Raw genomic sequence first — 25,602 nt, 5'->3', positions numbered from 1 at the left:
GAACCCAGCCTCACAAAAGCGTTTCGCCCGGCCCGCACAGGCCGAGCATGTTGAGATAACCGCCGGGCGGAGCGTGGTGCATCAGCCAGGGCATGAGCGCGGTCAGCAGCCCCAGCACCACCACGAACGCCCCGCCGGCACGACGGAACGCGGGCCGGCGGGTGAATCGTTGCAGCCGCGATGCGGCGGTCCCGGTGGCAATCAGTGCCGGTGCGGTGCCCAGCCCGAAGGCGAGCATGAGCCCGGCGCCTTGCAGACTCCCGCCGCTGAATGTCGCCGCCACGAGAATGGAATAGACCAGGCCACAGGGCAGCCAGCCCCATAGGCCGCCGAGTAACAGGGCCGGCAGCGCGCCGCGTCGGCCGATCAGCGATCGCGCGGCCGGCGAGACGCGCTGCCACAGGCGAAAGCCGAGATTCTCGATGGGCCGCAGCAGACGCCAGTTCAGTGCGATCTGCAGGCCGATGGCGACCAGCATCGCGCCCGCAAGCGCGCGCAGCACGACGATCAGCAGCTGTGGGTCGAGCAGCTGACCCAGGCCGACGCCCAGGCCCCCGGCCAGCGCGCCGGCGATGGCATAGCTGGTGATGCGGCCGCTGTTGTAGAGCAGGGCGGAAACGATCGGCCGACGCCGGCTCTGCGCGCCGAAGGCCAGGGCGATGCCGCCGCACATGGCAATACAGTGGGAGCTGCCGACCAGACCGGCGACCAGGGCCGCAGCGAAGGTGAGCCCGTCCGCGTTCATCGCCGGCGCTCCGGCGGCTGGACGCCATCGTCGGCGTCGGCATGCTCTTCGGCTTGCGTATCGCCGCCACCGTCGGCGGGCTGGTCCTGGTCTGCGCCGGTCGACCAGTCGTCGTCATCCAGCAGAATCCGGTAGGCCGGACTGTCCATATCGTCGAACTGGCCGTCGCCGACGGCCCAGAAGAAGGCCCACACGGCGATGCCGACCAGCAGCAGCGTCAAGGGCAGCAGCACGAGTACGATGGTCATGTCGACACCGCCGGCACGGCTGCCGGGCGCAGCCGCTCGCTGGCCACGACGGGGGTTTGCTGGTCGGCACGGGCAAGGCGGGCAGCGTTGGCGACCACCAGCAGCGAACTGGCCGACATGCCCAGTGCGGCCATCCACGGCGCCACCATACCCGCGGCTGCCAGGGGCAGGGCGACCAGGTTGTAGCAGGCCGCCCAGGCCAGGTTCTGACGCACGACGCGCATGGTGCGACGTGCCATGCGGATGCCGCTGGCCAGATCGCCGAGTTCGGCGCGGGTGAGCAGCATGTCGGCCTGGGCCTGGGCCAGCACCGAGCCGCTGCCCATGGCTACCGACACATCGGCACCACCGAGCACGGGCGCATCGTTGATGCCGTCGCCGACCATGACCACCCGCTTGCCTTCGGCCTGCAGGCTGCGAAGACGTGCGAGCTTGTCTTCAGGCGTCATGCGGGCGTGCCAGCTGTCCACGCCCATGCGCCGGGCGATGGCCGCGACCGCGCCGGGGCTGTCGCCGCTGGCGATTTCCAGGCTCAGGCCGAATTCGCGCAGGGCGGCCAGCGCCTCTTGCGCCTGCGGGCGCGGCGTGTCGTGCAGGATGAAGCGCGCCGTGGGGTGCGAATCGATTTCCAGCACGATCGGCGTGCCGCTGTCGTCGGCCTGTTCAGGCAGGCCCAGCCAGGCCGGTTGCCCCAGCCGCAGGCGATGTCCGTCCACGGTGCCTTCGATGCCGTGGCCGGGGTGTTCCTGAACGTCCTCGGCGAGCAGCGAATCGTGGCTGTCCTGTTCGAAGGCCCGGGCGATCGGGTGGGTCGAGTGGGCCTGCAGCGCGGCGGCAAGACGGCGACAGTAGGCATCGTCGTAGTCGCTGCCCAGGCATTCGACGTGTTCGATGCCGAGGCGGGCCTCGGTGAGCGTGCCGGTCTTGTCGAGAATGAGATGGTCGGCATTGGCCAGCGTCTGCAGCGCGCCAGCGCGGGCTACGAGCAGGCCGCGGCGTGCCAGCGATGCCGTACCCGCCACCAGCGCCGTGGGCGTGGCCAGAGACAGCGCACAGGGGCAGGTTACGACCAGCACCGACAGCACGATGGGCAGGACCTGGTCGGGTGCTGTTTGCCACCAGTAGAGCCCGGTGGCGCTGGCCAGCAACAACACGGCCGAAACGAATACGCCGGCGATACGGTCGGCGAGCAGGGCCAGCCGCGGGCGCTCGCTCTGGGCGCGTTCGAGCAGGCGCACGATACCGGCGACCAGCGTGTTCTGACCGATGCGCTCCAGCTCGATATCGACGCTCGAACCGAGATTGAGGCTGCCGGCGATGGCGGTCTCGTCGGCGCCGTGACGTGCCGGCATGAACTCGCCGGACAACAGTGATTCGTCGAAGGTGCTTTCGCCGGCGAGGATGCGCCCATCCCCGGGTACGACCGCGCCGGCCGGCACGCGTACATGATCGCCGGCGCGCAGTTCGGCCAGGGCCACGGTTTCGGTGTCGCCCTGGGCGCTGATTCGGCGCGCGGTGGCGGGCAGGGCACGGGCACTGTCGCCGGTGGCCTGGGCGGCGCGATGGCGCGCACTCATTTCCAGGAAGCGGGCGGTGGTGAGAAAGAACACGAACATCGTCACCGAGTCGAAATAGATCTCGCCGCCGGTGAAGAAATGATAGACGCTGGCGACATAGGCGCCGCCAATCGCCAGGCTCACGGGCACGTCCATGCCCGGCCGGCGTGCGCGCAGGTCGCGCCACGCGCCGCGCAAAAACGGCATGCCCGAATACAGCAGCACCGGCGTGGCCACGATGAGGCTCACTCCGCGCAGAAACAGCGCGATATCGGCGTCCATGTCGTGGTAGATGGCCCCCGCATAGAGCGCGACGGCATACATCATCACCTGCATCATGCCCAGGCCGGCGACGATCAGGCGCTTGAGTGCAGCCCGGCGTTCGCGGGTGAACAGCGGTACCGCCTGGTCGGCGCTGAGCAGATGCGGGCGATAGCCCAGCTGGGCAATACGCCGCAACAGCGTCGACAGGGCAGCGCTCTGGCTCTGCCAGCGCAGAATCGAGCGGCCGGTGGCAGGATTGACCTGAATGCGTTCGACGCCGGGCTCATCGGCGAGCACGCGCTCGATCAGCCAGCTACAGGCAGCGCAGGTGATGTTTTCCAGCAGCAGCACGGCTTCGCACAGGCCGTCGTCGAGCGTGCGCACATAGTTCTCGCGCACGCTCTCGCGGTCGTACGCGTTCCATTCGTCGTCCTGTGCCAGTTGGCTGTCGGGGGTGGGCGCGTATTCGCTGCGAAAGCGATAGAACTCGCCCAGGCCGCCTTCGTCGATCAGCCGTGCGACCGCCTCGCAGCCGGCGCAGCACATGGGCTGTTCGACGCCGGCGATCGCAACACGACGCACCGGCCCTTTCGGCAAGGCCTCGCCACAGTGATAGCAATGGCCGGCGGCGTCGCTCACGCGCTATCGGCTCCACCGTGTGGGGCCAGCCGCACGCTGGCATGGTCGGCATCGAGCTGGCCGGTCACGATCCAGGCGCCGTTGGCCGGCGCCAGGCGCAGCTCGCGATCGCCCACGATGGCCGCAGCCGTGCTGCCGTGGTAGATGCCCGCGCTGTTGCGCTCGAGCTCGATGGTCTGATCGCCACTGGCACGGGTGGCATGCACCAGCGCTAGACGCAGGGTCGCAGGCGCGTCCTCGAAGCCGTCCACGCGCAGGCTCACGCGGCCGGTATCGCGATCGACCTGGGCGTTGGCGCTGATCTGCAGGCGTTCTGCGGTTTCACGCGCGCTTGCGTCTTCGGTGTAGGCCAGGCCGACCTTGGCATAGTCTTCCACCACCAGATCGGGCGGCCCGGCCATGGTGGTGATGATGACCACCCAGAAGACCACCGAGGCCGCCGGCGGCGCCATCAGCGCCCACGGCCATACGTGGCGGTACCAGGGGCGCGTGGTTTGGGTCATGGACATGCTATTCACCGGTTGACGGGTACGTGGAAACGCGTGGTTTCGCTGACCGATACCTGGCCATCGACGCTATACGCGCGCAACACGATGTCGTGGCCACCCCCCTGCACATCACCGCGGTCGACCACCACACGAGCGGGCAGATTGCGCACCTCGCCCGGCGCAACCCGTACCCGTTCGGGGTCGGTATCGACCGAGTAGGCGTTGTTGCCTTCGACCTCGACACGGTAAAGCCGCGGCTCCTGGCTCATGTTCATGAGTTTGATGGTGTAGACGTTCTCGATATGGGTGTCGTCGACCACGCGATACAGTGCGTTGCGGTCGGGCAGGATGTCCATGCGCAGCGGATTGCGCAGCCCGATCCCCAGCACGAAGGCCGCCGCCAGCAGGACGAGCAGCGCGGCATACACGATCACCCGCGGGCGCAGCAGCGACGCGCGCTTGCCTTCGAGGGCGTTTTCGCTGGTATAGCGAATCAGCCCGCGCGGGTAGTTCATGCGATCCATCACGGTATCGCAGGCGTCGGCACAGGCACCGCAGTTGATGCATTCGTACTGCAGGCCTTCGCGAATGTCGATACCCGTCGGGCAGACCTGGACGCACATGGTGCAATCGATACAGTCGCCCAGCCCCACGCTGCGCGGATCCGTGCTGCGCTTGCGCGGACCGCGGGGTTCGCCGCGGTTCGGATCGTAGGACACGGTATAGGTATCGCGATCGAACATCGCGCTCTGAAACCGTGCATAGGGGCACATGTACAGGCAGACGTTCTCGCGCAGGAAACCGGCATTGCCCCAGGTCGCGAACCCGTAGAACAGCGTCCAGAACAGTTCCCAGCCGCCGACGTCGAGGGTGAGAAAACGCGCGCCGAGATCGGTGATCGGGGTGAAAAAGCCCACGAAGGTAAAGCCGGTCCACAGCCCAAGCAGCACCCAGATCGTGTGCTTGGCGGTCTTGCGCCAGATCTTGTCAGCGTTCCAGGGGCCGCGGTCAAGCTTGATGCGGCGCATGCGATCGCCTTCGATCTTGCTTTCGACCCAGAGGAACACTTCGGTCCAGACGGTCTGCGGACAGGCATAACCGCACCACACCCGGCCGACCACGGCGGTTACGAAGAACAGGCCCAGCGCGCAGATCACCAGCAGCAGGGTCAGATAGATGAAATCCTGGGGCCAGAACGTCAGGCCCAGAATATGAAACTGGCGGGCGGGCAGATCGAACAGAACCGCCTGGCGACCGTTCCAGGGCACCCAGGGCAACAGATAGAACAGGCCCAGAAGCACGAACACCATGATCGTACGCAGGCGCTGATAGAAGCCCTTGATTTCGCGCGGGTAGGTCTTGGCCCGCGACTGGTACATGCTGATCGGCTGTACCGGTGCGGCCTCGGCGGACGCGCCCTTGCGATTATTGCGATGCGTCTGCTGGCGGGTCGTCATTTCGTATCACGTGGCGTGGGGTCGGGGCGTGGGGTTCTGGGCCGACGCATCAGAACAACGGTCAACGCGCTCGAGGCCGCGCCGATTGCCCAGAACATGAGAAATCCGATCGCGTAGCCGGCTTCTCTACTGAGTTGAATGTCCGGCAACGTCTGCATGCGCAGCGTTGCCGGATCGATATTGGCGAAGAACACGATCGAGCCCACGCCGGCGACAAGAAACGCCGGCCAGAGTGTCGCCCCCCAGACATGGATGCGACGGCGGGTATCACGCTTGTAGTAGGTCGTGTTCTTCATGGCATGCCTATTCGCTATCGCTGGGCGTGGCGGCCGCGCCGTCCGGGTGCGACAGGCTGTAGACATAGGCCGCCAGCACATGCACGCGATCCTCGCCAAGCAGGTCGCCGTGGGCGGGCATCTGGTTCGTGCGGCCGTTGGCGACGATGTCGCGAATCTGCTCGATCGAACCGCCGTGCAGCCAGACATCGTCGGTGAGGTTGGGTGCGCCGATGGCCTGGTTGCCGGTACCGTCCATCCCGTGGCAGCCCACACAGGTCGCCGCGAAACGCTGCTTGCCGGCTTCAACGAGTTCCGGGTTGGGCGAGGTGCGGCCGTTGAGCTGGTACACATAGGCCGCGACTTCCTTGACGCCGTCCTCGCCCAGCACCGGCTTCCAGCCCGGCATCATGCCGCTGCGCCCGTTGATGATCGTCTGCGTGATCGTCTCGGGGGCGCCCCCATACAGCCAGTCGTTGTCGGTCAGGTTCGGGTAGCCGGTCGCACCGCGGGCGTCCGAGCCGTGACAGACCGCACAGTTGTTGGCGAACAGGCGCCGACCGGTATCCATGGCGTCGCTGTTCTCGGCGAGCGCGGGGATCGGCGTGGCGGCATATTCGGCAAACAGCGGCGCGACGCGTTGCTCGACTTCGGCGACCTGCTCTTCGTAGGCGTCGTACTGGCTCCACCCCAACAGCCCTTCGAACTTGCCCAGTCCCGGATAGAGCAGCAGATAGCCCAGCGCGAAGATGATGGTCAGATAGAACAGCCACAGCCACCAGCGCGGCATCGGCTTGTTGTACTCCATCAGGTCGCCGTCCCAGACGTGACCCGTGGTCTGGTCGGCCGATGCCTCGCCGGGACGCGGCTTGGCGGTCCAGCGGATCAGCAGAAAGCAGCCGACGATGTTCGCCAGCGCCAGAATGGTGATGAACAGACTCCAGAAATTACTCATGACCGACGCTCCCCATGCTGGCGGTCATCGCCATTGTCGTTAAGAGGCAGACGCGAGGCTTCATCGAAGTCCGCACGGCGGCGGCTGCTGTAGGCCCACACGACGATTCCAAGGAACATCACCAAGAACACCAGGGTGATGACTCCCATCAATGTGCCGACGGTCATGCTATTTCTCCTGCGCCGAGAAATTGGTGCCCAGGTGCTGCAGATAGGCGATGACGGCCTGCATTTCGGTCTTGCCCTCCAGCTTCGCCTGGGCCTCGTCTACCTGGGCGTCGGTGTAGGGCACGTTCAGCCAGTCCTTCTGAACGCGCATGCGCGTGACCACCTGCTCGGCGTCGACTTCGTTGTCGGCAAGCCAGGGAAAGCCCGGCATGTTCGACTGCGGCACCACGTCGCGCGGGTTGACCAGATGGGCGCGGTGCCATTCGTCGGTATAGCGGCCGCCGATACGAGCCAGATCCGGCCCGGTGCGCTTGGAGCCCCACTGGAACGGACGGTCGTAGACGAACTCGCCGGCCACCGAGTAATGGCCGTAGCGCTCGGTTTCGGCGCGGAACGGCCGGATCATCTGCGAATGGCAGTTGTAGCAGCCTTCGCGTACATAGATATCGCGGCCGGCCAGCTCCAGCGGGCCGTAGGGCTCGATGCCCTCGGCCGGCTGGGTCGTGGATGCAGAGAAGAACAGCGGCACGATTTCCACCAAACCGCCGATGCTCACCACGAGCACGACCAGGATGGCCATGAGCCCGATGTTCTTTTCGACTACTTCATGCGATGCCATGAATGGATCTCCCTGGATTAAGCCGTGGCCGGCGCGGTCTGCGCGACGCGGTGCGGGCCGGAAATGGTGCGCCAGGTGTTCCAGGCCATGATGAACATGCCGGCAAGGAACAACAGGCCGCCCAGCAGGCGTACTGCGTAGTAGGGGTAGGTCGCCTGCAACGCCTGGATGAAGCTGTAGGTCAGCGTTCCATCCGGGTTGCTGGCGCCCCACATCAGGCCCTGCATCACGCCCGAGATCCACATCGCGGCGATATAGAGCACCACGCCGATCGTGGCCACCCAGAAGTGCAGGCTGATCGCCTTGACGCTGTGCATCTGCGTCTTGCCATAGAGGCGCGGAATCAGGGCATACAGCGAGCCGATGGTGATGAAGGCCACCCAGCCCAGTGCGCCGGCGTGGACATGACCGATGGTCCAGTCGGTGTAGTGCGAAAGCGCGTTCACCGTCTTGATCGACATCATCGGGCCTTCGAAGGTGGCCATGCCGTAGAACGACAGCGACACGATCAGAAAGCGGATGATCGGATCGTCGCGCAGCTTATGCCAGGCGCCCGAGAGGGTCATGATGCCGTTGATCATGCCGCCCCAGGACGGCGCCAGCAGGATCAGCGAGAACGCCATGCCCAGCGACTGTGCCCATTCCGGCAGCGACGTGTAGTGCAGGTGATGCGGCCCGGCCCACATATAGACCGAGATCAGCGCCCAGAAGTGCACCACCGACAGCCGGTAGGAATAGATCGGGCGGCCCGCCTGCTTGGGCACGAAGTAATACATCATGCCCAGGAAGCCCGCGGTCAGGAAAAAGCCCACCGCGTTATGGCCGTACCACCACTGCACCATGGCATCGACCGCGCCGGAATAGACCGGGTAGGAGTGCGTCCACGAGGTGGGAATCTGGATGCTGTTGACGATATGCAGCAGCGCGACGGCGAGCACGTAGCCGCCAAAGAACCAGTTGGCCACGTAGATGTGCTTGGTCTTGCGCTTGACGATGGTGCCGAAGAACACGATCGCGTAGACCACCCAGACCACTGCGATCAGGATATCGATCGGCCAGATCAGCTCGGCGTATTCCTTGCCCTGTGTCAGGCCCAGCGGCAACGAGATCACCGCGCCGACGATGGCTGCCTGCCAGCCCCAGAAGGTGAAGGCGGCAAGCTTGAAGCGATCACCGAACAGGCCGGCGTGGCAGGTGCGTTGCACCACGTAGTAAGAAGTGGCGAACAGGCCCGAGCCGCCGAACGCGAAGATCACCGCATTCGTATGCAGCGGTCGCAGGCGGCTGTAGGTCAGCCACGGGATATCAAAATTGAGGGAAGGGAAGAGCAGCTGGGCGGCGATCAACACCCCCACGGCCATCCCGATAATCCCCCAGAACACGGTGACCAGTGCAAACTGGCGCACCACCTTTTCGTTATAGCGCGGGGTTGCGTCCATCGATCGTTCCAGCGGTTGCAAGACCAGACAACCCCCGGTTTTCGCTGCGATTTCGTATTGTTCTCAGCGAGCCGGGGTACGGCGACGCGCAGATGCTAGACCCCGGGCAGGGTGAGCGAATTGATCTAAATCAAATATGACGCCCAGCGCGTAGCGACATCCCGTACGACGGGTGCTGCGGCCGATCGTCGGCCATGAAATTCCGGGTGCGCGGGGCATGAACAGCCTCGGTGCGCGCGCGTGGGGCATGGATCGCAAGAGCGTAGAACGCGCTGAATTTCGCGGTGGCCGTGGGGTTGGCCGGGGCGCTCGAAGGCGCGGCAGGAATACGGCGGACACAAAAAAGCCGGCATCTGCCGGCCTGCATGGATTATCCGAAAACTGGGGATGGCTCCCCGGGACGGGCTCGAACCGCCGACCTAGTGATTAACAGTCACCCGCTCTACCAACTGAGCTACCGGGGAATCGGATATCCGCTTGTGTTCGCTCTGTAGCGAAGGCCGCGTATCCTAGGGGACTGCCATGCGTTTGGCAAGCACGAATCGCAAATTTTTATGGTTCGTAGCACGAGTCATTCCGTGGTGGGCCGCGCCTCCGGCACGGGTGTTTCGACGTAGGCCCCGGGCAGGTGATCGAACCGTCTCGCACGACGCTTGTTTTCGGGTTAATCGTGCCAATCGTGGATGTTCATGAGCGAAAGCAGTTTCAAACTCAAGGCAGACTGGGCACCAGCCGGCGATCAGCCCGCGGCGATCGAAGGTCTGGTGGAAGGCCTGGAGGACGGGCTGGCCCACCAGGTGCTGCTCGGCGTCACCGGCTCGGGCAAGACGTTCACCATGGCGAACGTGGCCATGCAGTCGGGCCGGCCGATGCTTGTCATGGCGCCGAACAAGACGCTGGCAGCCCAGCTTTACGGGGAAATGCGCGAGTTTTTCCCCGACAACGCGGTCGAGTACTTCGTGTCGTACTACGACTATTACCAGCCGGAAGCCTATGTCCCGGCCTCGGACACCTTCATCGAGAAGGATTCGTCGGTCAACGAGCATATCGAGCAGATGCGCCTGTCGGCGACCAAGGCGCTCATGGAGCGTCGCGACACGATCATCGTGGCCTCGGTATCGGCGATCTACGGCCTGGGTGATCCGAAAGCGTATTTCTCGATGGTGCTGCATCTGGATCAGGGCGATCGCATCGGCCAGCGCGATATCGTCAAGCGCCTCACCGAATTACAGTACAAGCGCAACGATGTGGCGCTCGAACGCGGCTGCTATCGGGTACGCGGCGAGATCATCGACGTATTTCCGGCCGAGGCCGACGACGAGGCCGTGCGTATCGAGCTGTTCGATGACGAGGTCGAGCGGCTGTCGTATTTCGACCCGCTGACAGGCACGGTCAACCGCAAGGTGCCGCGCCTGACGATCTATCCCAAGACCCATTACGTGACCCCGCGCGAGCGCATGGTCGGCGCCATGGATTCGATCAAGGCGGAGATGAAGGAGCGGGTCAAACAGTTCGAATCCCAGGGCAAGCTGCTCGAAGCCCAGCGTATAGAGCAGCGCACGCTCTTCGATCTGGAAATGATCAACGAAATCGGCTTCTGTTCGGGTATCGAGAACTACTCGCGGTATCTGTCCGGCCGCGCGCCGGGCGAGCCGCCGCCCTGTCTGCTCGATTATCTGCCGGACGACGCCATCATGGTGCTCGACGAGTCGCATGTGACCGTTCCGCAGATCGGCGGCATGTACAAGGGCGACCGGGCCCGCAAGGAAACGCTCGTGGAGTACGGCTTTCGGCTGCCCTCGGCGCTGGATAACCGGCCGCTGAAGTTCGAGGAATTCGAGCGCGTCGCGCCGCAGATGATCTACGTATCGGCTACGCCGGGCACCTACGAGACCGAGCATGCGGATAACACCGTGGAGCAGGTGGTGCGCCCGACCGGCCTGGTGGACCCCGAGGTGGAAATCCGCCCGGCCGGCAACCAGGTCGACGATCTGCTGTCCGAGATCAAGGAAGTCAGTGCAAAGAATCAGCGCGTACTGGTCACCACGCTGACCAAACGCATGGCGGAGGACCTGACCGAATACCTGCACGAGGCGGGTGTCGCCGTGCGCTATCTGCACTCGGATATCGATACAGTGGAACGCAGCGAGATCATCCGCGACCTGCGTCTCGGCGAGTTCGATGTGCTGGTGGGCATCAACCTGTTGCGCGAGGGCCTGGATATTCCCGAAGTCGCCCTGGTGGGCATTCTGGATGCCGACAAGGAAGGGTTCCTGCGCGCCGAGCGATCGCTCATTCAGACCATCGGCCGAGCCGCGCGCAACGTGGACGGGCGCGCCATTCTGTATGCGGACCAGATCACCGGCTCCATGCGCCGGGCGCTGGATGAGACCGAGCGACGTCGCGCCAAGCAGATCGCCTTCAACGAAGAGCACGGCATTACGCCGAAAACCATCCAGAAGGCGGTGGCCGACGTCATGCGCCACGGCTACGAGGAATACAGCGAGGTCAAGGAGCGCAAGAAGGTGGCCGAGGTCGGCGCCGACTATGCACGCATGACCCCGAGCCAGCTGGCCAAGGAAATCGAGAAGCTCGAGAAACAGATGTTCAAGCACGCCGAGAACCTCGAATTCGAGCAGGCCGGCGAGATCCGCGACCGGATCGGCAAGCTGCGCGAGCACGCTTTCGAGCTGCCGGCGAAAGCGGGTTGAACGTCGCGCTTATTTCTTGGCTGAGGCAGGCGTGCGCAGATGATGCATGTACTGGTTACCGGCGGGCCGGGTTCGGGCACGAGCACGCTTGCTGAAGTACTCGCAAATCGCCTGAGCGCGGCATGGATCGAAGCGGATGATTACTACTGGAAACCCAGCAATCCGCCGTTCCGGTACAAATACGATGCGCCAGAGCGCGCCGATCGTCTGCTTCAGGCGTTGGGCAAGACTCAGCAGGCCGTAGTGGCCGGCTCGGTCATGGGGTGGGGTGATGCGATCGAAGCCGCCTTCGACCGCATCATTTTCCTTTACACCGATACGGCGACCCGTATGGTGCGTCTGCGAGCGCGCGAACAAAGTCGCTACGGCGGGGCGAGGCCGGGTTTCCTTGAATGGGCGGCCGGATACGATGCGGGCGAGCGTCCGGGGCGTTCGCTGGCGCGGCACCAGGCCTGGCTCGCGCAACGCGCGGTACCGGTGCTTCGCCTCGATAGCGCCTCCGAACTCGGTGAACTGACCGCGCAGGCGCTATCGTTCTGTGATCCCCGTACGAAGTAAGCAAACGTAGGTGAACGCAAAAATGTTTCGGCAAAAGGGTTGCCTCGGCCCGCCCGCGCCGGTATCGTTTCGCACCTCGACAGGCGCGTAGCTCAGTTGGTTAGAGCGCTACCTTGACATGGTAGAGGTCGGTGGTTCGAATCCACTCGCGCCTACCAGTTTGTTTATATCTGGCTGTCGTGCCGTGGTTTCGATATCGCGGCGATCGACGGGATTCTCACCACCGACCCTGCGGGTCGGGGTTGTCGGCTTCTCGGCGAAGCCGATCCTGCGGACTCCCTTTGGTCGCGTTACCTCGCTTCGCGAGGTTATCGAATCCACTCGCGCCTACCAGTTTATTTATATCTGGCTGTCGTGCCGTGGTTTCGATATCGCGGCGATCGACGGGATTCTCACCACCGACCCTGCGGGTCGGGGTTGTCGGCTTCTCGGCGAAGCCGATCCTGCGGACTCCCTTTGGTCGCGTTACCTCGCTTCGCGAGGTTATCGAATCCACTCGCGCCTACCAGTTTATTTATATCTGGCTGTCGTGCCGTGGTTTCGATATCGCGGCGATCGACGGGATTCTCACCACCGACCCTGCGGGTCGGGGTTGCCGGCTTCTGGCGAAGCCGATACTGCGGACTCCCTTCGGTCGCGTTACCTCGCTTTGCGAGGTTATCGAATCCACTCGCGCCTACCAGAACGATCGAGAAAGCCGCAGCCGGGTTGTCCCGCCCGCGGCTTTTTTGTTCAAGGCATTCGCCAAGCGGCGAACGACATGCACGCGGCCTTTGGTATGGGCCGCCACTGACGAAAAGGAATGCCATGCCCGCCATTACCCTTCCCGACGGTTCCGTCAAGCAGTTCGAGCAGCCGGTGACCGGCATGCAGGTGGCCGAGTCGATTGGCGCGGGGCTGGCAAAAGCCACGCTCGCGGCCCGTATCGATGGGCGCCTTGCCGATGCCTGTGTCGAGATCGATCACGATGCCCAGGTCGCGTTGATTACCGCGCGCGACCCCGAAGGCCTGGATATCATCCGCCACTCCTGTGCCCATCTGCTCGGTCAGGCGCTCAAGACGATCTATCCGAACGTGCAGATGGCCATCGGGCCGGTCATCGACGACGGCTTTTATTACGATATCGCCATCGATCGCACGCTGACCCCCGAAGATCTGGACAATATCGAGGCGCGCATGCACGAGCTGGCCGAGCGCGATCACGAGGTGATCCGAGAGGTGGTCACCCGTGAAAAGGCGCTCGCCACCTTTGAGGCGCGTAACGAGCCTTACAAACAGGAAATCGTGCGGGGGATTCCCGAGGGCGAGACGATCGCCCTGTATCACCATGAGGACTACACCGACATGTGTATCGGTCCTCACGTGCCAAACTCGCGCCACCTGCGTGCCTTCAAGCTGACCAGCCTGGCCGGCGCCTACTGGCGCGGCGATGCCGATAACGAGATGCTAACCCGTATCTACGGCACCGCGTGGGCGAACCAGAAGGACCTGAAGGCCTATCTGGCGCATATCGAAGAGGCCAAGAAACGCGATCATCGTCTGATCGGTCGCCGCCAGGATCTTTTCCATATTCAGGAAGAAGCGCCGGGCATGGTGTTCTGGCACGATCGCGGCTGGCAGATTTATCTGCAGATCACCGACTATATCCGCGCGCGTCTCAAGCGTCAGGGTTATCGCGAGGTGCATACGCCGTCGCTGATCGACCTGTCGCTGTGGGAAAAGTCGGGCCACGCCGACAAGTTCATGGACAACATGTTCATCACCGGCTCCGAAGAACGCCAGTTCGCGGTCAAGCCGATGAACTGCCCGGCCCATGTGCAGATCTACAACCGCGGGCTGAAAAGCTATCGCGACCTGCCGCTGCGTTTGGCGGAGTTCGGCTCCTGCCATCGCAACGAAGCCTCGGGCACGCTGCATGGTTTGATGCGGGTGCGTGGCTTTACCCAGGACGATGCGCACATCTTCTGTACGGAGGCGCAGGTCGGTGAGGAGGTCGGTGCGTTCATCGACTTGTTGTATACGGTGTATCGCGACTTCGGCTTCGACGACGTGCTCATCAAACTCTCCACCCGCCCGGAAAAACGCGTGGGCTCCGATGATGTCTGGGACAAGTCCGAGGCGGCGTTGCAGCAGTGTCTTGAAGACAAGGGTCTGGGCTTCGAGCTGCAGCCGGGCGAGGGCGCCTTCTACGGGCCCAAGATCGAGTTCTCCCTGCGCGATTGTTTGAATCGGGTGTGGCAGCTGGGCACCGTGCAGCTAGATTTTTCGATGCCCGACCGTTTGGGCGCCGAATACGTCGACGAAAACGGCGACCGCCAGGTGCCGGTGATGATTCATCGCGCGATCCTCGGTTCGCTCGAGCGCTTCATCGGTATTCTGATCGAGCACTATGCCGGGTCGATGCCGCTGTGGCTGTCGCCCTCACAGGCGGTTCTGCTCAACATCACCGATGCTCAGTCCGAATTCGTCAACGCGACCGCTGAGTCGCTGCGCGATGCCGGGCTACGGATCGATACCGACTTGCGCAACGAAAAAATCGGCTACAAAATTCGCGAACATACGATGCAGCGCGTGCCGTATCTGCTGGTAGTCGGCGATCGCGAGGTCGAGTCGAACGCGGTGGCCGTGCGCACACGGGAAGGCGAGGATCTCGGCACGATGAGCGTCGAAGCGTTCGTCGCGCTGGCGCACGAGCGCATCGAGGCAAGAAATTAGCTGCTGGAGGCTGGTTTGCGCGCGATCATCTGATATACTCGCGCGCTTCGCGCAATTCGTGCACGCATCAAGCTGTACGAATATGCCGGTAATGCAAGGAGGACGCTGAAATCGCTTCTGGACAAAAGGATCGTCGCAACGATGCGATAACCGCGCGGGAAGTCCGCGTGATCGACCCCGACGGGGAACAAGTCGGCATCATGCGAATCGAGGATGCGCTTGAAAAAGCAGGCGAGTACTCGCTCGACCTGGTCGAAGTCTCGCCGAACGCCAATCCGCCGGTCACGCGGATCATGGACTACGGCAAGCACATCTTCGAGAAGAAGAAGACGCAGCAGGCCGGTAAACAGAAACAGAAGCAAACGCAGCTCAAGGAAGTGAAGTTTCGCCCGGGTACGGACAAGGGCGACTACAACATCAAGCTGCGTAAGCTCAAGGAGTTTCTGGAGGACGGCGACAAGATCAAGATCACGCTGCGGTTCCGCGGTCGCGAAATGGCGCACCAGGAACTCGGCATGGAGTTGATGAACCGTGTTCGCGATGATCTTGAGGAAATGGCCGGCGTTGAGCAGCATCCGGAAATGCAGGGTCGTCTCATGACCATGGTCATGGCGCCTCTCAAGGGCGTGCCCAAGAACAGCAAGAAGTAACCCGCCCCCGTGTCGCGGGGACATGTCGATTTAGAGAGAAGTTATGCCCAAGCTAAAGACGAACCGCGGTGCCGCAAAGCGTTTCAAGCGTACCGGCAGCGGCAAGCTCCGTCGCCGTCGCGCTTTCGACAACCATATCCTGACCAAGAAGGCGCCCAAGCGTAAGCGCCGTTTGGCGCAGGGTGCGCTGGTGGCGCATTGTGATCAGCCTGCGATGGATCGCCTGATCCCCTACAAGTAGCGGTGGCGCGCGGCCCGTGGTTGCCGCGCTATTGCACAACAGTTCGGCTCGTCGTCATTCAAGTTCGTATGGCGGCGTATTGTTTTCAAACAGTTATAAACAGGAAACGCGAAAATGGCACGAGTCAGTCGCGGCGTGACGGCCAAGGCCCGTCACAAAAAAGTGCTCAAGCAGGCCAAGGGTTATTACGGTGCGCGCAGTCGCACGTATCGCGTTGCCCGCCAGGCCGTGTTCAAGGCCGGTCAGTATGCTTATCGCGACCGTCGCAACCGCAAGCGTGATTTTCGTGCGCTGTGGATCACGCGCATCAGCGCGGGTGCGAAGGAGTTGGGTATCTCCTACAGCAAGCTCATGAACGGCTTGAAGAAATCCGGCGTTGAGCTGGATCGCAAGATCCTGGCTGATCTCGCCGTACGCGACAAGGCCACGTTCGCGGCGCTCGTCGAGCAGGCGAAGTCCGCCCAGGCCTGACCCGTGTCGCCCGATTTAATTAATCGGGCGTTTCGACCGGCCGGTATCGTAGGCGATGCCGGTGAGCGCGCGAGCATTCTTCGAAAGGGAAAGGCGACTGCCTTTCCCTTTCGTGTTTGTGAGCGGTTATTTCATCGGCCGGCGGTCTACGAAGACGCCTGCCCGAGGAGTTGCGGCGCATGACTAGCGAACTCGATCGCCTGCGCGAGCAGGCTGTGGCTGACGTCGAGGCGGCCGAAAGCCTTCAAGCCCTGGACGCACACCGGGTGGCGTTACTCGGCAAGAAGGGCCGTGTGACCGCCCAGCTCAAGAAGCTGGGGGCTTTGGCGCCGGAACAGCGCCGGGAAGAGGGCGCGCGCATCAATCGGGTCAAGGATGAGCTGGCCGAGGCTATCGCCGCCCGCCGCCACACGCTCGAAACCGAGGCGCTGGAGCGCCGCATGGCCGAGGAAAGCGTGGATGTCACCATGCCCGGCCGTGGGCGTACGCCGGGCGCCACCCACCCGATCACGCTAACCCGTCAACGCATCGAGCGCCTGTTCGTGCACAACGGCTTCGAGGTTGTGCACGGGCCGGAGATCGAGGACGACTATCACAACTTCGAAGCTCTGAATGTGCCGCCGGACCATCCGGCGCGGGCGATGCAGGACACCTTCTATGTCGACGGCGCCCGGCTGTTGCTGCGAACCCATACGTCGCCGGTGCAGGTGCGCACCATGGAATCGCGCCAGCCGCCCATTCGCATCATCGCGCCGGGGCGGGTCTATCGCTGCGATTCCGATCGCACCCATAGCCCCATGTTTCACCAGGTAGAAGCCCTTTACGTGGCGCAGAACGTCAGCTTTGCCCAGCTGCGATCCGAGCTGCAGGCGTTTCTGGAGGCGTTTTTTGCAACGCCCCTTAAGCTGCGGTTCCGGCCGTCGTATTTCCCGTTTACCGAGCCCTCGGCGGAGGTGGATATCGACGGCCGTAGCCTGGGTACCGGTTCGGGCTGGATGGAAGTGCTGGGTTGCGGAATGGTGCACCCGCGTGTACTCGAAGCCGCCGGTATCGACAGCACGCGCTATACCGGCTATGCGATAGGTATGGGCGTGGAGCGCCTGGCCATGTTGCGCTATGGCGTGACCGATCTGCGCCAGTTCTACGACAACGATCTGCGTTTTCTCGGGCAGTTTGCCTAGCTCACGCACCTGCTGTGCACGTGGCTTGGGCGACCGTTCTTTCGATATTGGCTGATGTATGAAGATTAGCGAACAATGGCTGCGCGAATGGGTCGCTACGAGCGCTTCGATCGATGCGCTGGCCCAACAACTGACCATGGCGGGCCTAGAAGTCGATGACCTGCTTGATGGCGGCCCGGCGCTGGACGGCGTGGTGGTGGGCCGTATTGTCGACTGTGAACCGCATCCGGAGGCCGACCGGCTCAAGCTGTGCCGCGTCGATGTGGGCGAGCAGAGCCCGCTATCCATCGTCTGCGGAGCGCCAAACGCCAGCGCCGGTCTCGTAGTGCCGGTCGCTCGCGTAGGCGCGACCTTGCCGAACGGTCTGACCATCGAAGCCGCGGAAATTCGCGGCCAGGCCTCGGCCGGCATGCTCTGTAGCGCGAGCGAACTCGGCTTGAGCGCGGACGCGAGCGGCTTGTGGCCGCTGAGCGCGGACGCCCGCCCGGGCATGGCATTGAGCGATTACCTCGGCCTTCCGGATCGCATCCTCGATATCGATCTGACGCCCAACCGGGGCGATTGTCTGAGCGTACGCGGCGTAGCGCGCGAAGTCGCCGTGGCCCAGGGCGTGGCCATGCAGGAACCGACGGTTACCCCCGTATCGGCGACGGTTGAAACCCAGCCGGTGGTGTATATCGATGCGCCCGAGCGCTGTGCGGCGTATGCGGCACGCGCGATCGAAGGCACGTCGGCCGCTGCGCCCACCCCGGTCTGGATGGCCGAGCGACTGCGCCGTTGCGGCATACGCCGGATCAGCCTGCCTGTGGATATCGGCAACTACGTAATGCTCGAGTTCGGGCAGCCGATGCATGCCTTCGACGCCGACAAACTTGACGGCGCGATCCGGGTGCGGCTCGCCGTGGACGGCGAGCGGATCGTAACGCTCGACGGCGAAGAGGTGGCCTTGGCCGCCGGAACGCTCGTGATCGCGGACGACGCCGGCCCGGTGGCGATCGCCGGCATGATCGGCGGTGAGCGCACCGCGGTCGATGACGACACCCGTAATGTCGTGTTCGAGTCCGCCTGCTTCACGCCCGCCGCGGTCGCAGGGCAGGGACGTCGTTATAAGATTCATACGGATTCGCTGCACCGCTTCGAACGTGGCGTCGATCCGGAGCTGCATCCGGTCGCGCTGGAGCGTGCCACCGAACTGCTGACTACCCACGGCGGTGGTCGTGCCGGGCCGGTCAGCGTTGCCGACGGCGCGCCGGTATGGCCGCAGCAACGACACATCGCGCTTGACGGCGCGCACGTCGAACGGCTGCTCGGTCAGCCGATTGCCCCGGAGTGGATCGAGAAATCGCTGACGGCGCTCGGCATCGACGTAGAAACAGCGGGCGCCAAACGCTGGATGGCCAGGCCGCCGAGCTGGCGCTATGACCTCGAAATCGAAGCCGATCTGATCGAGGAAGTCGCGCGTGTCTATGGCTACGATCAGCTCCAGAGCAGCGACCCCGGCGTGGCACTGCCGCCGGTGCCCGCCGACGGCGGCTACGACCCGGCCGGCCATGTCGCGCCCGCGTTGCAGGCCCGGGGCTACAGCGAAGCGATTACCTACAGCTTTGTCGAACCCGGGCTGCATGCCGATCTTACCGGCGGCGAGCCGGCGGTTTTGCTGGACAACCCGATCTCCGATCAGCTTGCGCAAATGCGGCGCACGCTCTGGGCGAGCCTGCTGCCGAGCTGGCACCACAACGCGCGTCGCCAGCAGAGCAGTATCCGCTTGTACGAGCGGGGCCTGCGGTTCATTCCGGACGAAGATGCCGAGAACGGCATCGCTCAGCACGATACGTTGGCGGGCCTGGCCAGCGGGCTTGCTGAAGACACGCACTGGGATCGCCCGGCGCGCGCCATCGACTTCTTCGATGTGAAAGGGGACGTCGAGGCGCTATTTGCAGGGAGTGCGGGGCGCCTAGGCTTTGAAGCCGCCCGCCATCCAGCGTTGCACCCCGGCCGCAGTGCGCGAATCCTGCTCGACGGCGTTGCCGTAGGCTGGCTTGGCCAGCTGTCGCCGTCCATGGCAAAGCGGTACAAGAACATAGGCTTACCCTATGTTTTTGAGGTCGATTATGAAGCTCTGGCGAAGGCGTCAAGCATCCGCTTCGAGTCGCTTTCCGAGCAGCCGACGGTGCGCCGGGATCTCGCGCTGGTGGTGGCCGATGGGGTGCCGGTGGCGGCCCTCGTCGATGCCATCGAAAGCGTCGACTCGCCCGAGCTCCGATCGATCCAGGTGTTCGACATGTTTCGCGGCGAAGGCCTTGAGACTGGTTTCAAGAGCGTAGCTTTAGGCTTGATTTTCCAAGATAAAGCGAGCACGCTTACTGACGATCGGGTGGAAAAAATAATAGATCGTGTTCTGGCTGTTCTTCGTGAACGCTGCGACGCGCGAATCAGGGGTGAATAAGCGTGGCACTGACCAAAGCGGATCTGACCGAGAGTCTATTCGAACAGCTCGGTTTCAATAAGCGCGAGTCCAAGGAGTTCGTCGACTGCTTCTTCGAAGAGGTACGTCAGACCCTAGAAGACGGCGAGTACGTCAAGTTGTCTGGGTTCGGCAACTTCGAGCTGCGGGACAAGAATCAACGCCCGGGACGCAATCCGAAGACCGGTGAAGAGATTCCCATCTCTGCCCGTCGCGTGGTGAGCTTCAAGCCGGGGCAGAAGATGCGCGCACGGGTCGAGTCGAGCATTGACGCAAACAGCTGAAGAACTGCCGCGAATTCCCGACAAGCGCTACTTCACCATCGGTGAAGTCAGCGAGCTGTGTCGGGTTAAGCCGCATGTACTGCGTTACTGGGAACAGGAGTTCACGCAGCTCAAGCCGGTGAAGCGGCGCGGTAACCGTCGTTATTATCAGCAGCATGATGTGATTATCGCGCGCGATATCCGGATGTTGCTATATGAGCAGGGTTTCACGATCCAGGGGGCACGCCTTCAGCTACGCGATAAAGGGCGTGTTCTTGCGTCGCTGCCGGTCGCCAGTGCGGCCGATTCGCTGGCCTCGATTCGCCAGGAACTCGAGGCAATCGCGCAGCGTCTGGAATAAGTAAATCGATGTGTCCGTGTTTGACGATTATTGCTCGACGTACGGCATATCTCTGTTAACATACGCAACTTCTCGGGGTATGGCGCAGCTTGGTAGCGCGTCTGCATGGGGTGCAGAAGGTCGTAGGTTCAAATCCTGCTACCCCGACCATCTTTCTTTTCTGGTATCAGCGGGTTAGGGCTTTCGCCAGAAGGCCCATTTCTTCCCATACCGCTTCCATACCGAAACTACACCGAAACTACTGCCGCTCAGTTCCGCTCGTAGCGCTTGAGCGCGAATTTTTAGTAGGTCGACGAATTCGTATACCACCGTGTGCATATCGCATGCGAGCTCTACGAGCTTTCGCGCACCTGGGTCGTATCGGTGGTGGTTGTCTAACGCGAGTTGTACGAACGGATCTTGTCGTTGATTGTCGTATAGCGATAGTACGTGTGAGATCTTTCCAAGCTGAGCCCGTTCGGGTTGATCGAAATATAGTTCGACCAGCATCTCGACAGCAGCAAACTCGTCGTCGCGAGTAATTCGGGAAGGCTCTTCGGCCCCGGGTAGCTGCTGGAGTGTGCGTTTCAATGCACGATGCTCGGCTTTAAACACTCCATGAAAAATCAGCAATGAGTCGGCAAGTTTCTCGATTTGCTCGCGCTGAACCAACAGGTGGGCACGTCGGTCCCCGCTACTTTCCTTCCAAGCGTCCCGAAGCCAACCGCCGAGGAAGCCGAGTGCTATAGGCGCTATAAGTTCTACGAGCATTGCTTCATCCGTGAGAGGGGCTTAGAACGACGCGGCAGCGACTCGCACATGACTACGTTTATGATCGGATAGATAAACGCGGGTCTGTTCGACATCCTGATGGCCGAGTAGTAGCTGAATAACAGTTTCATCGTGTCCCGCTTCGCGCATGAGGTGAGCTCCTAAACTGCGAATTTCGTGGAATGTCGGCGGATTCGCCACCCCGTCGTAAAACCCGCTTGCGCGCCGCACCTTAGCGAACTCGCGGATCAGCTGATCTTTGAGCACCTGCGTGTGATGGGTGCGTTTCTTCGCCCGCATGTGGCGCGGGCGGGCTTTCTCCGGTAAGCGGTGAACAACTAGCGGACTCACAACATCGTCCCGGCTTCGTTCGATCGCGCGCGCCAGACCGCCTTCGATAGTGATCTCAAGCGGCGTGCCGGTTTTCTCTTGTTCGAACCGCCAAACGCCATCGCGCGGATATTCGAACGACAGCACATCGCCTTCACGCTGTAGCGAATACAGCGCGATCCCCATGGCCACGCGTAGCCAGGGCGGGGCAGCGCGATAGACGGCGACGAAACCCGCCCAGGTGAAACGGGCGCGCTGTCTTGTGGTCTTGGCGATTCGCAGCGCATCCGCTGGGTTGTCCTCGCGCCAGCCTTCGGCTCGCGCGTATTGGAACAGCTCGATCAGCAGGCTGCGGTATTGATTGCGCATCCGGCCTCCGCTGGTGAGTTCGTCGACCCCCGAGGCGAGATCACGAACAGTCAGCTCGGTTACGTCGCGCTGCCCGAACTGCTCGTCGAGACGGCGCAACGCGTGGTTGTAGATGGTCTGCGTTTTCTCGGCGAGGTTCCGGTGCGCGAGCTCGTTCTCTTTATATAGAGCGATCAGCTTGTCGAATAAGAGGCTCGGCGCTACGACGCGCGACACAAGATCGTTCGAAGGCAGAAGCATCGCATTGAGCTTCTTCGCGGCCGCAATGCATTCCGCGCGATCGCGCGATAGGTAGTGGTACTTTCCCGTGACAGGATGCTTGTACCGATAGAGACCTGAAGGCGCGTGTAGATGAAGATTCTGCGGAAGCCCTCGGTTGGCGGCGGTTCTTGGTCTAGCCATGCCTTTTTATTTATGAACCTGGTCTCATATCGTCGCCGCCTAGCACACGCGCGACAAGTGGATCGTTCCCAGATTCAAAAAGATGCAGATCGACAAACCACTGGCCGCCAACTTTTCGCCCAGGAATATCGCCGCGTTCAATGCCTCTACGCACGGTCCGCGCGCAAGGCTCCGAGCCCGGCTCGAAGTACTGCTTCAGGAATCTCGGTATCGAGGTTAGGCGCATGGCGATGCCCCGTAGGCTCGAGAGCTCAATGCGATTTTAAGAGCCAGCGCCGTCGGCCAACGCGCCATGCCAGGTGGCTTTAGCTCTGAGAAAACAAAGGTGCCCACGTCGTATCGGCTGAGCTCTTGACAGCGGTCGGGCAGGAGTGCGTGTCGTACGTGGCGCCGAACGTTTACAGGGCGGCGCGACTTGGCCGAACAGATTATAAATAGCTCGCTCAAGCCATAAAGTGGCGCCCGGATACGATTGAGCGCTATCAATACGATCTCATTCTTCGAAGTCGGGAGGGTTGAGCGCATGCTATTAATAGGTAAGATCCTCAAAGCTCTCAAACTCACAGTAAGGGTAGTGACGTTCGTGAAATTTACTGTGGCCAAGCTCACCGCGCTGCGAGCATAATTACTAAAATCGTGCTTTTTCGCGATTTTCGGCTGTCTTACACGAGTAGGACTGCTCCCATCGCCCTATGGAGCGGCCCCCGGCCACCGCATACGAGATTGGGTTGAACACCGAGGTGAATCCGCAACGGTCTCAGCGGACATAAGCGGGTCGCGTATACATTTCGCCCAGTCATAGACGAACGCGGGCGCGATCGATTTGGCGATACCGAGGTGTTTGCTATGAAAGTAAAGGCTGACATTGGCACGAGCGAACGTGTTGTTGCCCTTTTAGGGAGTGCTGAAGTCCTTAACATCGCCGCTACTGATTTCCGAGAGCCAGCGACAGCTACAAAGGCTGTACGGAATGGTCTACCGGGCACTTGCGCGCGCTATCTTCGCGAGAACAGTGGTGTTCCTAAGCGCCTGTTCGATCAGGTTGTGCCCCGCACGACGTTGATTTCAGCAGGCAAGAGCAAATCGAAACGCCTTTCGAAGCACGCTTCGGAGGCTGTGCTGCGCGTTGCCCGGATCATCGCGTTCGCTGAAGAAACCTTTGGAGATCAGGATCGCGCGATGAATTGGCTTAACAATCCGAATCACGTATTCGAGGGCCAGGCCCCGATTACCTTGGCCGATACCGAAAGCGGTACCGAGTGGGTCGAACAGGTGCTCGGCCGAATGATGTACGGCATTGATGCTTGATGCGGCGTTATCGCGCTGCACAGTAACTCTATGCCTAGGATCTAAGCTGCAAGGGCGCTGAAACTCTAAAGCCGACGGTGGACGCCTGTAGGTATCCGGTGATCTACACGGCGGAACATCCCGCGCTCGCGGTTTTCGAAAAGCTCGCTCACGCCGGCATGTGTCTGGCGAATGCGTCGCTCACGCATCGGCTGGTCGTGCTCGATGTGTGGGAGGGCGAACTCGAGCTTGTCGCGCGTGTGCCGAACGATCCCATCGATGGCGGACAGGGGTGGCTCGAGGCCGGCGACAAGCCGTTTCTCCAGGTGCCGTCGTGTTCATGCCGTACGCCTCGAACTATCTGATCAACGTTTTTCGTCCCGCGATGGCGGATTTGTCGTTCATTCACGACGTCGTGTTCGTTTTCGCTGTGGGCTTGCTGGCTGTCATCCAGCGACTCTTTGACCCACGGCCTCGGCGCGTTGTTGTAGGTATTCAACCTGGTCGTCGAGCAGCTGATTGGTTCTAGCGCCTGCTCAAGATCGAGTTTGAGTGTTTTTTTACGCTCGTGCATGGTGGCATGCCGTCGCTCGAGTTCGGCGCTGGCTTAGCCGCGGGCTTCCTAATTGAAACGGTGTGCGGCATTGGCGACGACTCGGGGCAGGCGCTCGGGAAATCCGCTACTTATCTGATCAGGCAGTCGCTGCCGGATGGACTTAAATATGCCGGGGTATTGTCTGCTGTGAATCCGTGGTGCGCAGTTCGACACGCACCTTGGCCATCGAAGGATATTCGCCACGCGCCATGATCGCGGGCAGGGCGTCGTGGCACGACTCTCAGTTCGGTAGTCGTGGCCATCAACGGGTCACCCGGTCGTAGCCGGGGCGGATACAGCCCGGCAGCGCGAGCGCGCCGATCGCTAGTTCTTCGATCTCTGCGCGAATGGGAAAGAAGCCTGTGAATGCCCAACTGCCGCGCCCAAACCCATCATATCAACCCGCGGTATTGCGATAGATGATCGGACGGCTTCGAAATCCGCCCAGCTAAAATGCGATTCAAGCGACGACGGGCCGCGGCGTCAGGGGGACGCTTCGGCCGCGGGATCGAATTCTGTTACGACAACACTCTCGAACTGATCGACTTGTACGGCGCGCCATGTAAACGACGACGAGAGGTGAACGGTTCGCGTAGCCGCGATCTTGGGCACATAAAACTGACTAAATCGTGCTGATACGCGATATGTAATACGTACTAAATCGTACGGTAATTAGCTCGATACAACACAACTGTACTTATGTTGTGTAGCGCGCTGAATCAGCGGTAAGCAAGCATGTAGCAGCTACAGGGAGTTTGAGCCGGCCAGGTTAGAAGGTAAGGGCAGGTAGGCACTTGCTGGTATAGTTGTGTGAATAGATCACACAACAGGTGCTGTATGGGTAGAACAACCAGTATCACTATTGGCCCGCAAATGGATGATTTTGTGGGCGAATTGGTGGCGTCCGGCCGTTATGGTTCGACCAGCGAGGTCGTACGCTCCGCCTTGCGGTTGCTAGAGCGACAGGAGCAGGCGACCGCGGCGCTAAGGGCAGCCGTTGCGGCAGGTGAGCAAAGCGGGGAAAGCGAAGAATCGATTCACGATATCGCCTGTCGGGTGAAGCAACATCACGATGTATAGGCTCTCGAACCTGGCGGCGAGAGACTTCGAGACGATTTACGAATATACGCTCTTGAACTTCGGCACCGGGCAGGCCGACGTGTACACAGAGCAGCTAGATCAAGTCATGCGGCTATTGTGTGGATCGCCGCACGTCGGCCGCGAATGCTCCAGCATCGGCGACGGGGTTCTTCGCCACGATCATCGGCACCACGTTATTTTTTATCGGGTTCGCGCGGAAGACATCTTCATCATTCGGATTCTCCACAGTCGAATGGAGCCGTTGCGCCATCTCGGTGAAACTAATGGCGACTGAAGTGGCAGGCTCTCATGGTTTGCCCGG

The 25,602-nt window shown here is 62.1% G+C and carries 26 protein-coding genes and 3 tRNA genes; 16 read left to right on the top strand and 13 right to left on the bottom strand.

The genetic code is table 11. From position 1 onward, the window contains the following. Positions 1-10 precede the first annotated feature (10 nt). The 11 genes from C84B14_RS03025 to C84B14_RS02975 all read right to left on the bottom strand — a co-directional run bounded on the left by C84B14_RS03025 (position 11) and on the right by C84B14_RS02975 (position 9,316). Entirely contained in the window at positions 11-745 is a 735-nt protein-coding gene (locus C84B14_RS03025) for a sulfite exporter TauE/SafE family protein (RefSeq protein WP_353221800.1), read from the bottom strand. Then, positions 742-993, bottom strand: coding sequence for a cbb3-type cytochrome oxidase assembly protein CcoS (gene ccoS, locus C84B14_RS03020; RefSeq protein WP_353221799.1), 252 nt, complete (start codon positions 991-993; stop codon positions 742-744). The genes C84B14_RS03025 and ccoS overlap by 4 nt, the downstream gene beginning before the upstream one ends. Next, positions 990-3,452: a heavy metal translocating P-type ATPase gene (locus C84B14_RS03015; protein WP_353221798.1), complete on the bottom strand. Its 2,463-nt coding sequence runs from the start codon at positions 3,450-3,452 to the stop codon at positions 990-992. The genes ccoS and C84B14_RS03015 overlap by 4 nt, the downstream gene beginning before the upstream one ends. Further along, complete coding sequence (locus tag C84B14_RS03010) at positions 3,449-3,961, bottom strand: FixH family protein (RefSeq protein WP_353221797.1); 513 nt, start codon at positions 3,959-3,961, stop codon at positions 3,449-3,451. The genes C84B14_RS03015 and C84B14_RS03010 overlap by 4 nt, the downstream gene beginning before the upstream one ends. A gap of 5 nt (positions 3,962-3,966) precedes the next feature. Then, a complete protein-coding gene (gene ccoG, locus C84B14_RS03005) occupies positions 3,967-5,397 on the bottom strand; it encodes a cytochrome c oxidase accessory protein CcoG (RefSeq protein WP_353221796.1) in 1,431 nt (476 codons plus the stop codon). Next, positions 5,394-5,693, bottom strand: coding sequence for a hypothetical protein (locus C84B14_RS03000; RefSeq protein WP_353221795.1), 300 nt, complete (start codon positions 5,691-5,693; stop codon positions 5,394-5,396). The genes ccoG and C84B14_RS03000 overlap by 4 nt, the downstream gene beginning before the upstream one ends. Before the next feature lie 7 nt (positions 5,694-5,700). Then, on the bottom strand, positions 5,701-6,627 hold the full coding sequence (ccoP, locus tag C84B14_RS02995) for a cytochrome-c oxidase, cbb3-type subunit III (protein WP_353221794.1): 927 nt from the start codon (positions 6,625-6,627) through the stop codon (positions 5,701-5,703). Next, positions 6,624-6,794 (bottom strand): cbb3-type cytochrome oxidase subunit 3, encoded by a 171-nt coding sequence (locus tag C84B14_RS02990; protein ID WP_353221793.1) that lies wholly within the window; start codon positions 6,792-6,794, stop codon positions 6,624-6,626. Before C84B14_RS02990 ends, ccoP begins: the two co-directional genes overlap by 4 nt. Before the next feature lies 1 nt (position 6,795). Continuing rightward, positions 6,796-7,413 carry a cytochrome-c oxidase, cbb3-type subunit II gene (gene ccoO, locus C84B14_RS02985; protein WP_353221792.1) on the bottom strand — a complete coding sequence of 206 codons (618 nt, stop codon included), beginning with the start codon at positions 7,411-7,413 and terminating at the stop codon, positions 6,796-6,798. 17 nt (positions 7,414-7,430) lie between these two features. Then, positions 7,431-8,852, bottom strand: a complete 1,422-nt coding sequence (ccoN, locus tag C84B14_RS02980; RefSeq protein WP_353221791.1) for a cytochrome-c oxidase, cbb3-type subunit I — start codon at positions 8,850-8,852, stop codon at positions 7,431-7,433. A 388-nt stretch (positions 8,853-9,240) separates the two neighbouring features. Continuing rightward, positions 9,241-9,316 (bottom strand) — tRNA-Asn (locus tag C84B14_RS02975). Positions 9,317-9,541: 225 nt separating this feature from the next. On the opposite strand from C84B14_RS02975, the gene uvrB reads away from it, so the two are divergent. The 12 genes from uvrB to C84B14_RS02915 all read left to right on the top strand — a co-directional run bounded on the left by uvrB (position 9,542) and on the right by C84B14_RS02915 (position 20,617). Continuing rightward, positions 9,542-11,563 (top strand): excinuclease ABC subunit UvrB, encoded by a 2,022-nt coding sequence (gene uvrB / locus C84B14_RS02970; RefSeq protein WP_353221790.1) that lies wholly within the window; start codon positions 9,542-9,544, stop codon positions 11,561-11,563. A gap of 39 nt (positions 11,564-11,602) precedes the next feature. Beyond that, positions 11,603-12,121 (top strand): AAA family ATPase, encoded by a 519-nt coding sequence (locus tag C84B14_RS02965; RefSeq protein WP_353221789.1) that lies wholly within the window; start codon positions 11,603-11,605, stop codon positions 12,119-12,121. Between the two features lie 81 nt (positions 12,122-12,202). Continuing rightward, positions 12,203-12,279: transfer RNA gene (locus C84B14_RS02960), tRNA-Val, on the top strand. 649 nt (positions 12,280-12,928) lie between these two features. After that, on the top strand, positions 12,929-14,836 hold the full coding sequence (gene thrS / locus C84B14_RS02955; RefSeq protein ID WP_353221788.1) for a threonine--tRNA ligase: 1,908 nt from the start codon (positions 12,929-12,931) through the stop codon (positions 14,834-14,836). 110 nt (positions 14,837-14,946) lie between these two features. After that, the gene (infC, locus tag C84B14_RS02950) at positions 14,947-15,486 is read left to right on the top strand and encodes a translation initiation factor IF-3 (protein WP_293623686.1); all 540 of its coding nucleotides are present in this window, start codon (positions 14,947-14,949) and stop codon (positions 15,484-15,486) included. Between the two features lie 43 nt (positions 15,487-15,529). Then, positions 15,530-15,727 carry a 50S ribosomal protein L35 gene (gene rpmI, locus C84B14_RS02945; protein WP_293623633.1) on the top strand — a complete coding sequence of 66 codons (198 nt, stop codon included), beginning with the start codon at positions 15,530-15,532 and terminating at the stop codon, positions 15,725-15,727. A gap of 114 nt (positions 15,728-15,841) precedes the next feature. Further along, positions 15,842-16,198, top strand: a complete 357-nt coding sequence (rplT, locus tag C84B14_RS02940; protein WP_293623632.1) for a 50S ribosomal protein L20 — start codon at positions 15,842-15,844, stop codon at positions 16,196-16,198. A gap of 179 nt (positions 16,199-16,377) precedes the next feature. Beyond that, a complete protein-coding gene (gene pheS, locus C84B14_RS02935; protein ID WP_353221787.1) occupies positions 16,378-17,379 on the top strand; it encodes a phenylalanine--tRNA ligase subunit alpha in 1,002 nt (333 codons plus the stop codon). Positions 17,380-17,437: 58 nt separating this feature from the next. Continuing rightward, the gene (pheT, locus tag C84B14_RS02930) at positions 17,438-19,825 is read left to right on the top strand and encodes a phenylalanine--tRNA ligase subunit beta (protein ID WP_353221786.1); all 2,388 of its coding nucleotides are present in this window, start codon (positions 17,438-17,440) and stop codon (positions 19,823-19,825) included. Between the two features lie 2 nt (positions 19,826-19,827). Further along, the gene (locus C84B14_RS02925; RefSeq protein WP_353221785.1) at positions 19,828-20,127 is read left to right on the top strand and encodes an integration host factor subunit alpha; all 300 of its coding nucleotides are present in this window, start codon (positions 19,828-19,830) and stop codon (positions 20,125-20,127) included. Further along, positions 20,111-20,467, top strand: coding sequence for a MerR family transcriptional regulator (locus tag C84B14_RS02920; protein WP_353221784.1), 357 nt, complete (start codon positions 20,111-20,113; stop codon positions 20,465-20,467). The genes C84B14_RS02925 and C84B14_RS02920 overlap by 17 nt, the downstream gene beginning before the upstream one ends. A 73-nt stretch (positions 20,468-20,540) precedes the next feature. Then, positions 20,541-20,617, top strand: a tRNA-Pro gene (locus tag C84B14_RS02915). A 24-nt stretch (positions 20,618-20,641) separates the two neighbouring features. Here C84B14_RS02915 and C84B14_RS02910 read toward each other — a convergent pair. Both C84B14_RS02910 and C84B14_RS02905 read right to left on the bottom strand, forming a co-directional pair. Then, a complete protein-coding gene (locus C84B14_RS02910; RefSeq protein ID WP_209063782.1) occupies positions 20,642-21,217 on the bottom strand; it encodes a hypothetical protein in 576 nt (191 codons plus the stop codon). Between the two features lie 21 nt (positions 21,218-21,238). Next, on the bottom strand, positions 21,239-22,318 hold the full coding sequence (locus tag C84B14_RS02905; protein ID WP_209063780.1) for a phage integrase Arm DNA-binding domain-containing protein: 1,080 nt from the start codon (positions 22,316-22,318) through the stop codon (positions 21,239-21,241). A gap of 846 nt (positions 22,319-23,164) precedes the next feature. Between C84B14_RS02905 and C84B14_RS02900 the strand changes: the two genes are divergently transcribed. From C84B14_RS02900 to C84B14_RS02885, 4 genes are all read left to right on the top strand, one after another. Then, positions 23,165-23,626, top strand: a complete 462-nt coding sequence (locus C84B14_RS02900; protein WP_209063778.1) for an Xre family toxin-antitoxin system antitoxin — start codon at positions 23,165-23,167, stop codon at positions 23,624-23,626. A 98-nt stretch (positions 23,627-23,724) separates the two neighbouring features. Further along, positions 23,725-23,970 carry an RES family NAD+ phosphorylase gene (locus C84B14_RS02895; RefSeq protein ID WP_209063776.1) on the top strand — a complete coding sequence of 82 codons (246 nt, stop codon included), beginning with the start codon at positions 23,725-23,727 and terminating at the stop codon, positions 23,968-23,970. A 1,067-nt stretch (positions 23,971-25,037) separates the two neighbouring features. After that, on the top strand, positions 25,038-25,280 hold the full coding sequence (locus C84B14_RS02890) for a type II toxin-antitoxin system ParD family antitoxin (RefSeq protein WP_209065018.1): 243 nt from the start codon (positions 25,038-25,040) through the stop codon (positions 25,278-25,280). Further along, on the top strand, positions 25,273-25,575 hold the full coding sequence (locus C84B14_RS02885) for a type II toxin-antitoxin system RelE/ParE family toxin (RefSeq protein WP_209065016.1): 303 nt from the start codon (positions 25,273-25,275) through the stop codon (positions 25,573-25,575). Before C84B14_RS02890 ends, C84B14_RS02885 begins: the two co-directional genes overlap by 8 nt. Positions 25,576-25,602 lie beyond the last annotated feature (27 nt).

The sequence above is a fragment of the Salinisphaera sp. C84B14 genome, from assembly GCF_040361435.1.
GTDB lineage: Bacteria > Pseudomonadota > Gammaproteobacteria > Nevskiales > Salinisphaeraceae > Salinisphaera.
This window is presented reverse-complemented; position numbering and strand designations above follow the sequence as displayed.

Coding starts and splice junctions, on each gene's coding strand:
- uvrB (WP_353221790.1), top strand. CDS start 9,542: ATGAGCGAAAGCAGTTTCAAACTCAAGGCAGACTGGGCACCAGCCGGC.
- ccoO (WP_353221792.1), bottom strand. CDS start 7,413: ATGGCATCGCATGAAGTAGTCGAAAAGAACATCGGGCTCATGGCCATC.
- ccoN (WP_353221791.1), bottom strand. CDS start 8,852: ATGGACGCAACCCCGCGCTATAACGAAAAGGTGGTGCGCCAGTTTGCA.
- C84B14_RS03000 (WP_353221795.1), bottom strand. CDS start 5,693: ATGAAGAACACGACCTACTACAAGCGTGATACCCGCCGTCGCATCCAT.
- C84B14_RS03025 (WP_353221800.1), bottom strand. CDS start 745: ATGAACGCGGACGGGCTCACCTTCGCTGCGGCCCTGGTCGCCGGTCTG.
- rplT (WP_293623632.1), top strand. CDS start 15,842: ATGGCACGAGTCAGTCGCGGCGTGACGGCCAAGGCCCGTCACAAAAAA.
- C84B14_RS02900 (WP_209063778.1), top strand. CDS start 23,165: ATGAAAGTAAAGGCTGACATTGGCACGAGCGAACGTGTTGTTGCCCTT.
- C84B14_RS02905 (WP_209063780.1), bottom strand. CDS start 22,318: ATGGCTAGACCAAGAACCGCCGCCAACCGAGGGCTTCCGCAGAATCTT.
- C84B14_RS02910 (WP_209063782.1), bottom strand. CDS start 21,217: ATGCTCGTAGAACTTATAGCGCCTATAGCACTCGGCTTCCTCGGCGGT.
- C84B14_RS02965 (WP_353221789.1), top strand. CDS start 11,603: ATGATGCATGTACTGGTTACCGGCGGGCCGGGTTCGGGCACGAGCACG.
- ccoP (WP_353221794.1), bottom strand. CDS start 6,627: ATGAGTAATTTCTGGAGTCTGTTCATCACCATTCTGGCGCTGGCGAAC.
- C84B14_RS02890 (WP_209065018.1), top strand. CDS start 25,038: ATGGGTAGAACAACCAGTATCACTATTGGCCCGCAAATGGATGATTTT.
- C84B14_RS02990 (WP_353221793.1), bottom strand. CDS start 6,794: ATGACCGTCGGCACATTGATGGGAGTCATCACCCTGGTGTTCTTGGTG.
- C84B14_RS02885 (WP_209065016.1), top strand. CDS start 25,273: ATGTATAGGCTCTCGAACCTGGCGGCGAGAGACTTCGAGACGATTTAC.
- pheS (WP_353221787.1), top strand. CDS start 16,378: ATGACTAGCGAACTCGATCGCCTGCGCGAGCAGGCTGTGGCTGACGTC.
- rpmI (WP_293623633.1), top strand. CDS start 15,530: ATGCCCAAGCTAAAGACGAACCGCGGTGCCGCAAAGCGTTTCAAGCGT.
- ccoS (WP_353221799.1), bottom strand. CDS start 993: ATGACCATCGTACTCGTGCTGCTGCCCTTGACGCTGCTGCTGGTCGGC.
- pheT (WP_353221786.1), top strand. CDS start 17,438: ATGAAGATTAGCGAACAATGGCTGCGCGAATGGGTCGCTACGAGCGCT.
- C84B14_RS03010 (WP_353221797.1), bottom strand. CDS start 3,961: ATGTCCATGACCCAAACCACGCGCCCCTGGTACCGCCACGTATGGCCG.
- ccoG (WP_353221796.1), bottom strand. CDS start 5,397: ATGACGACCCGCCAGCAGACGCATCGCAATAATCGCAAGGGCGCGTCC.
- thrS (WP_353221788.1), top strand. CDS start 12,929: ATGCCCGCCATTACCCTTCCCGACGGTTCCGTCAAGCAGTTCGAGCAG.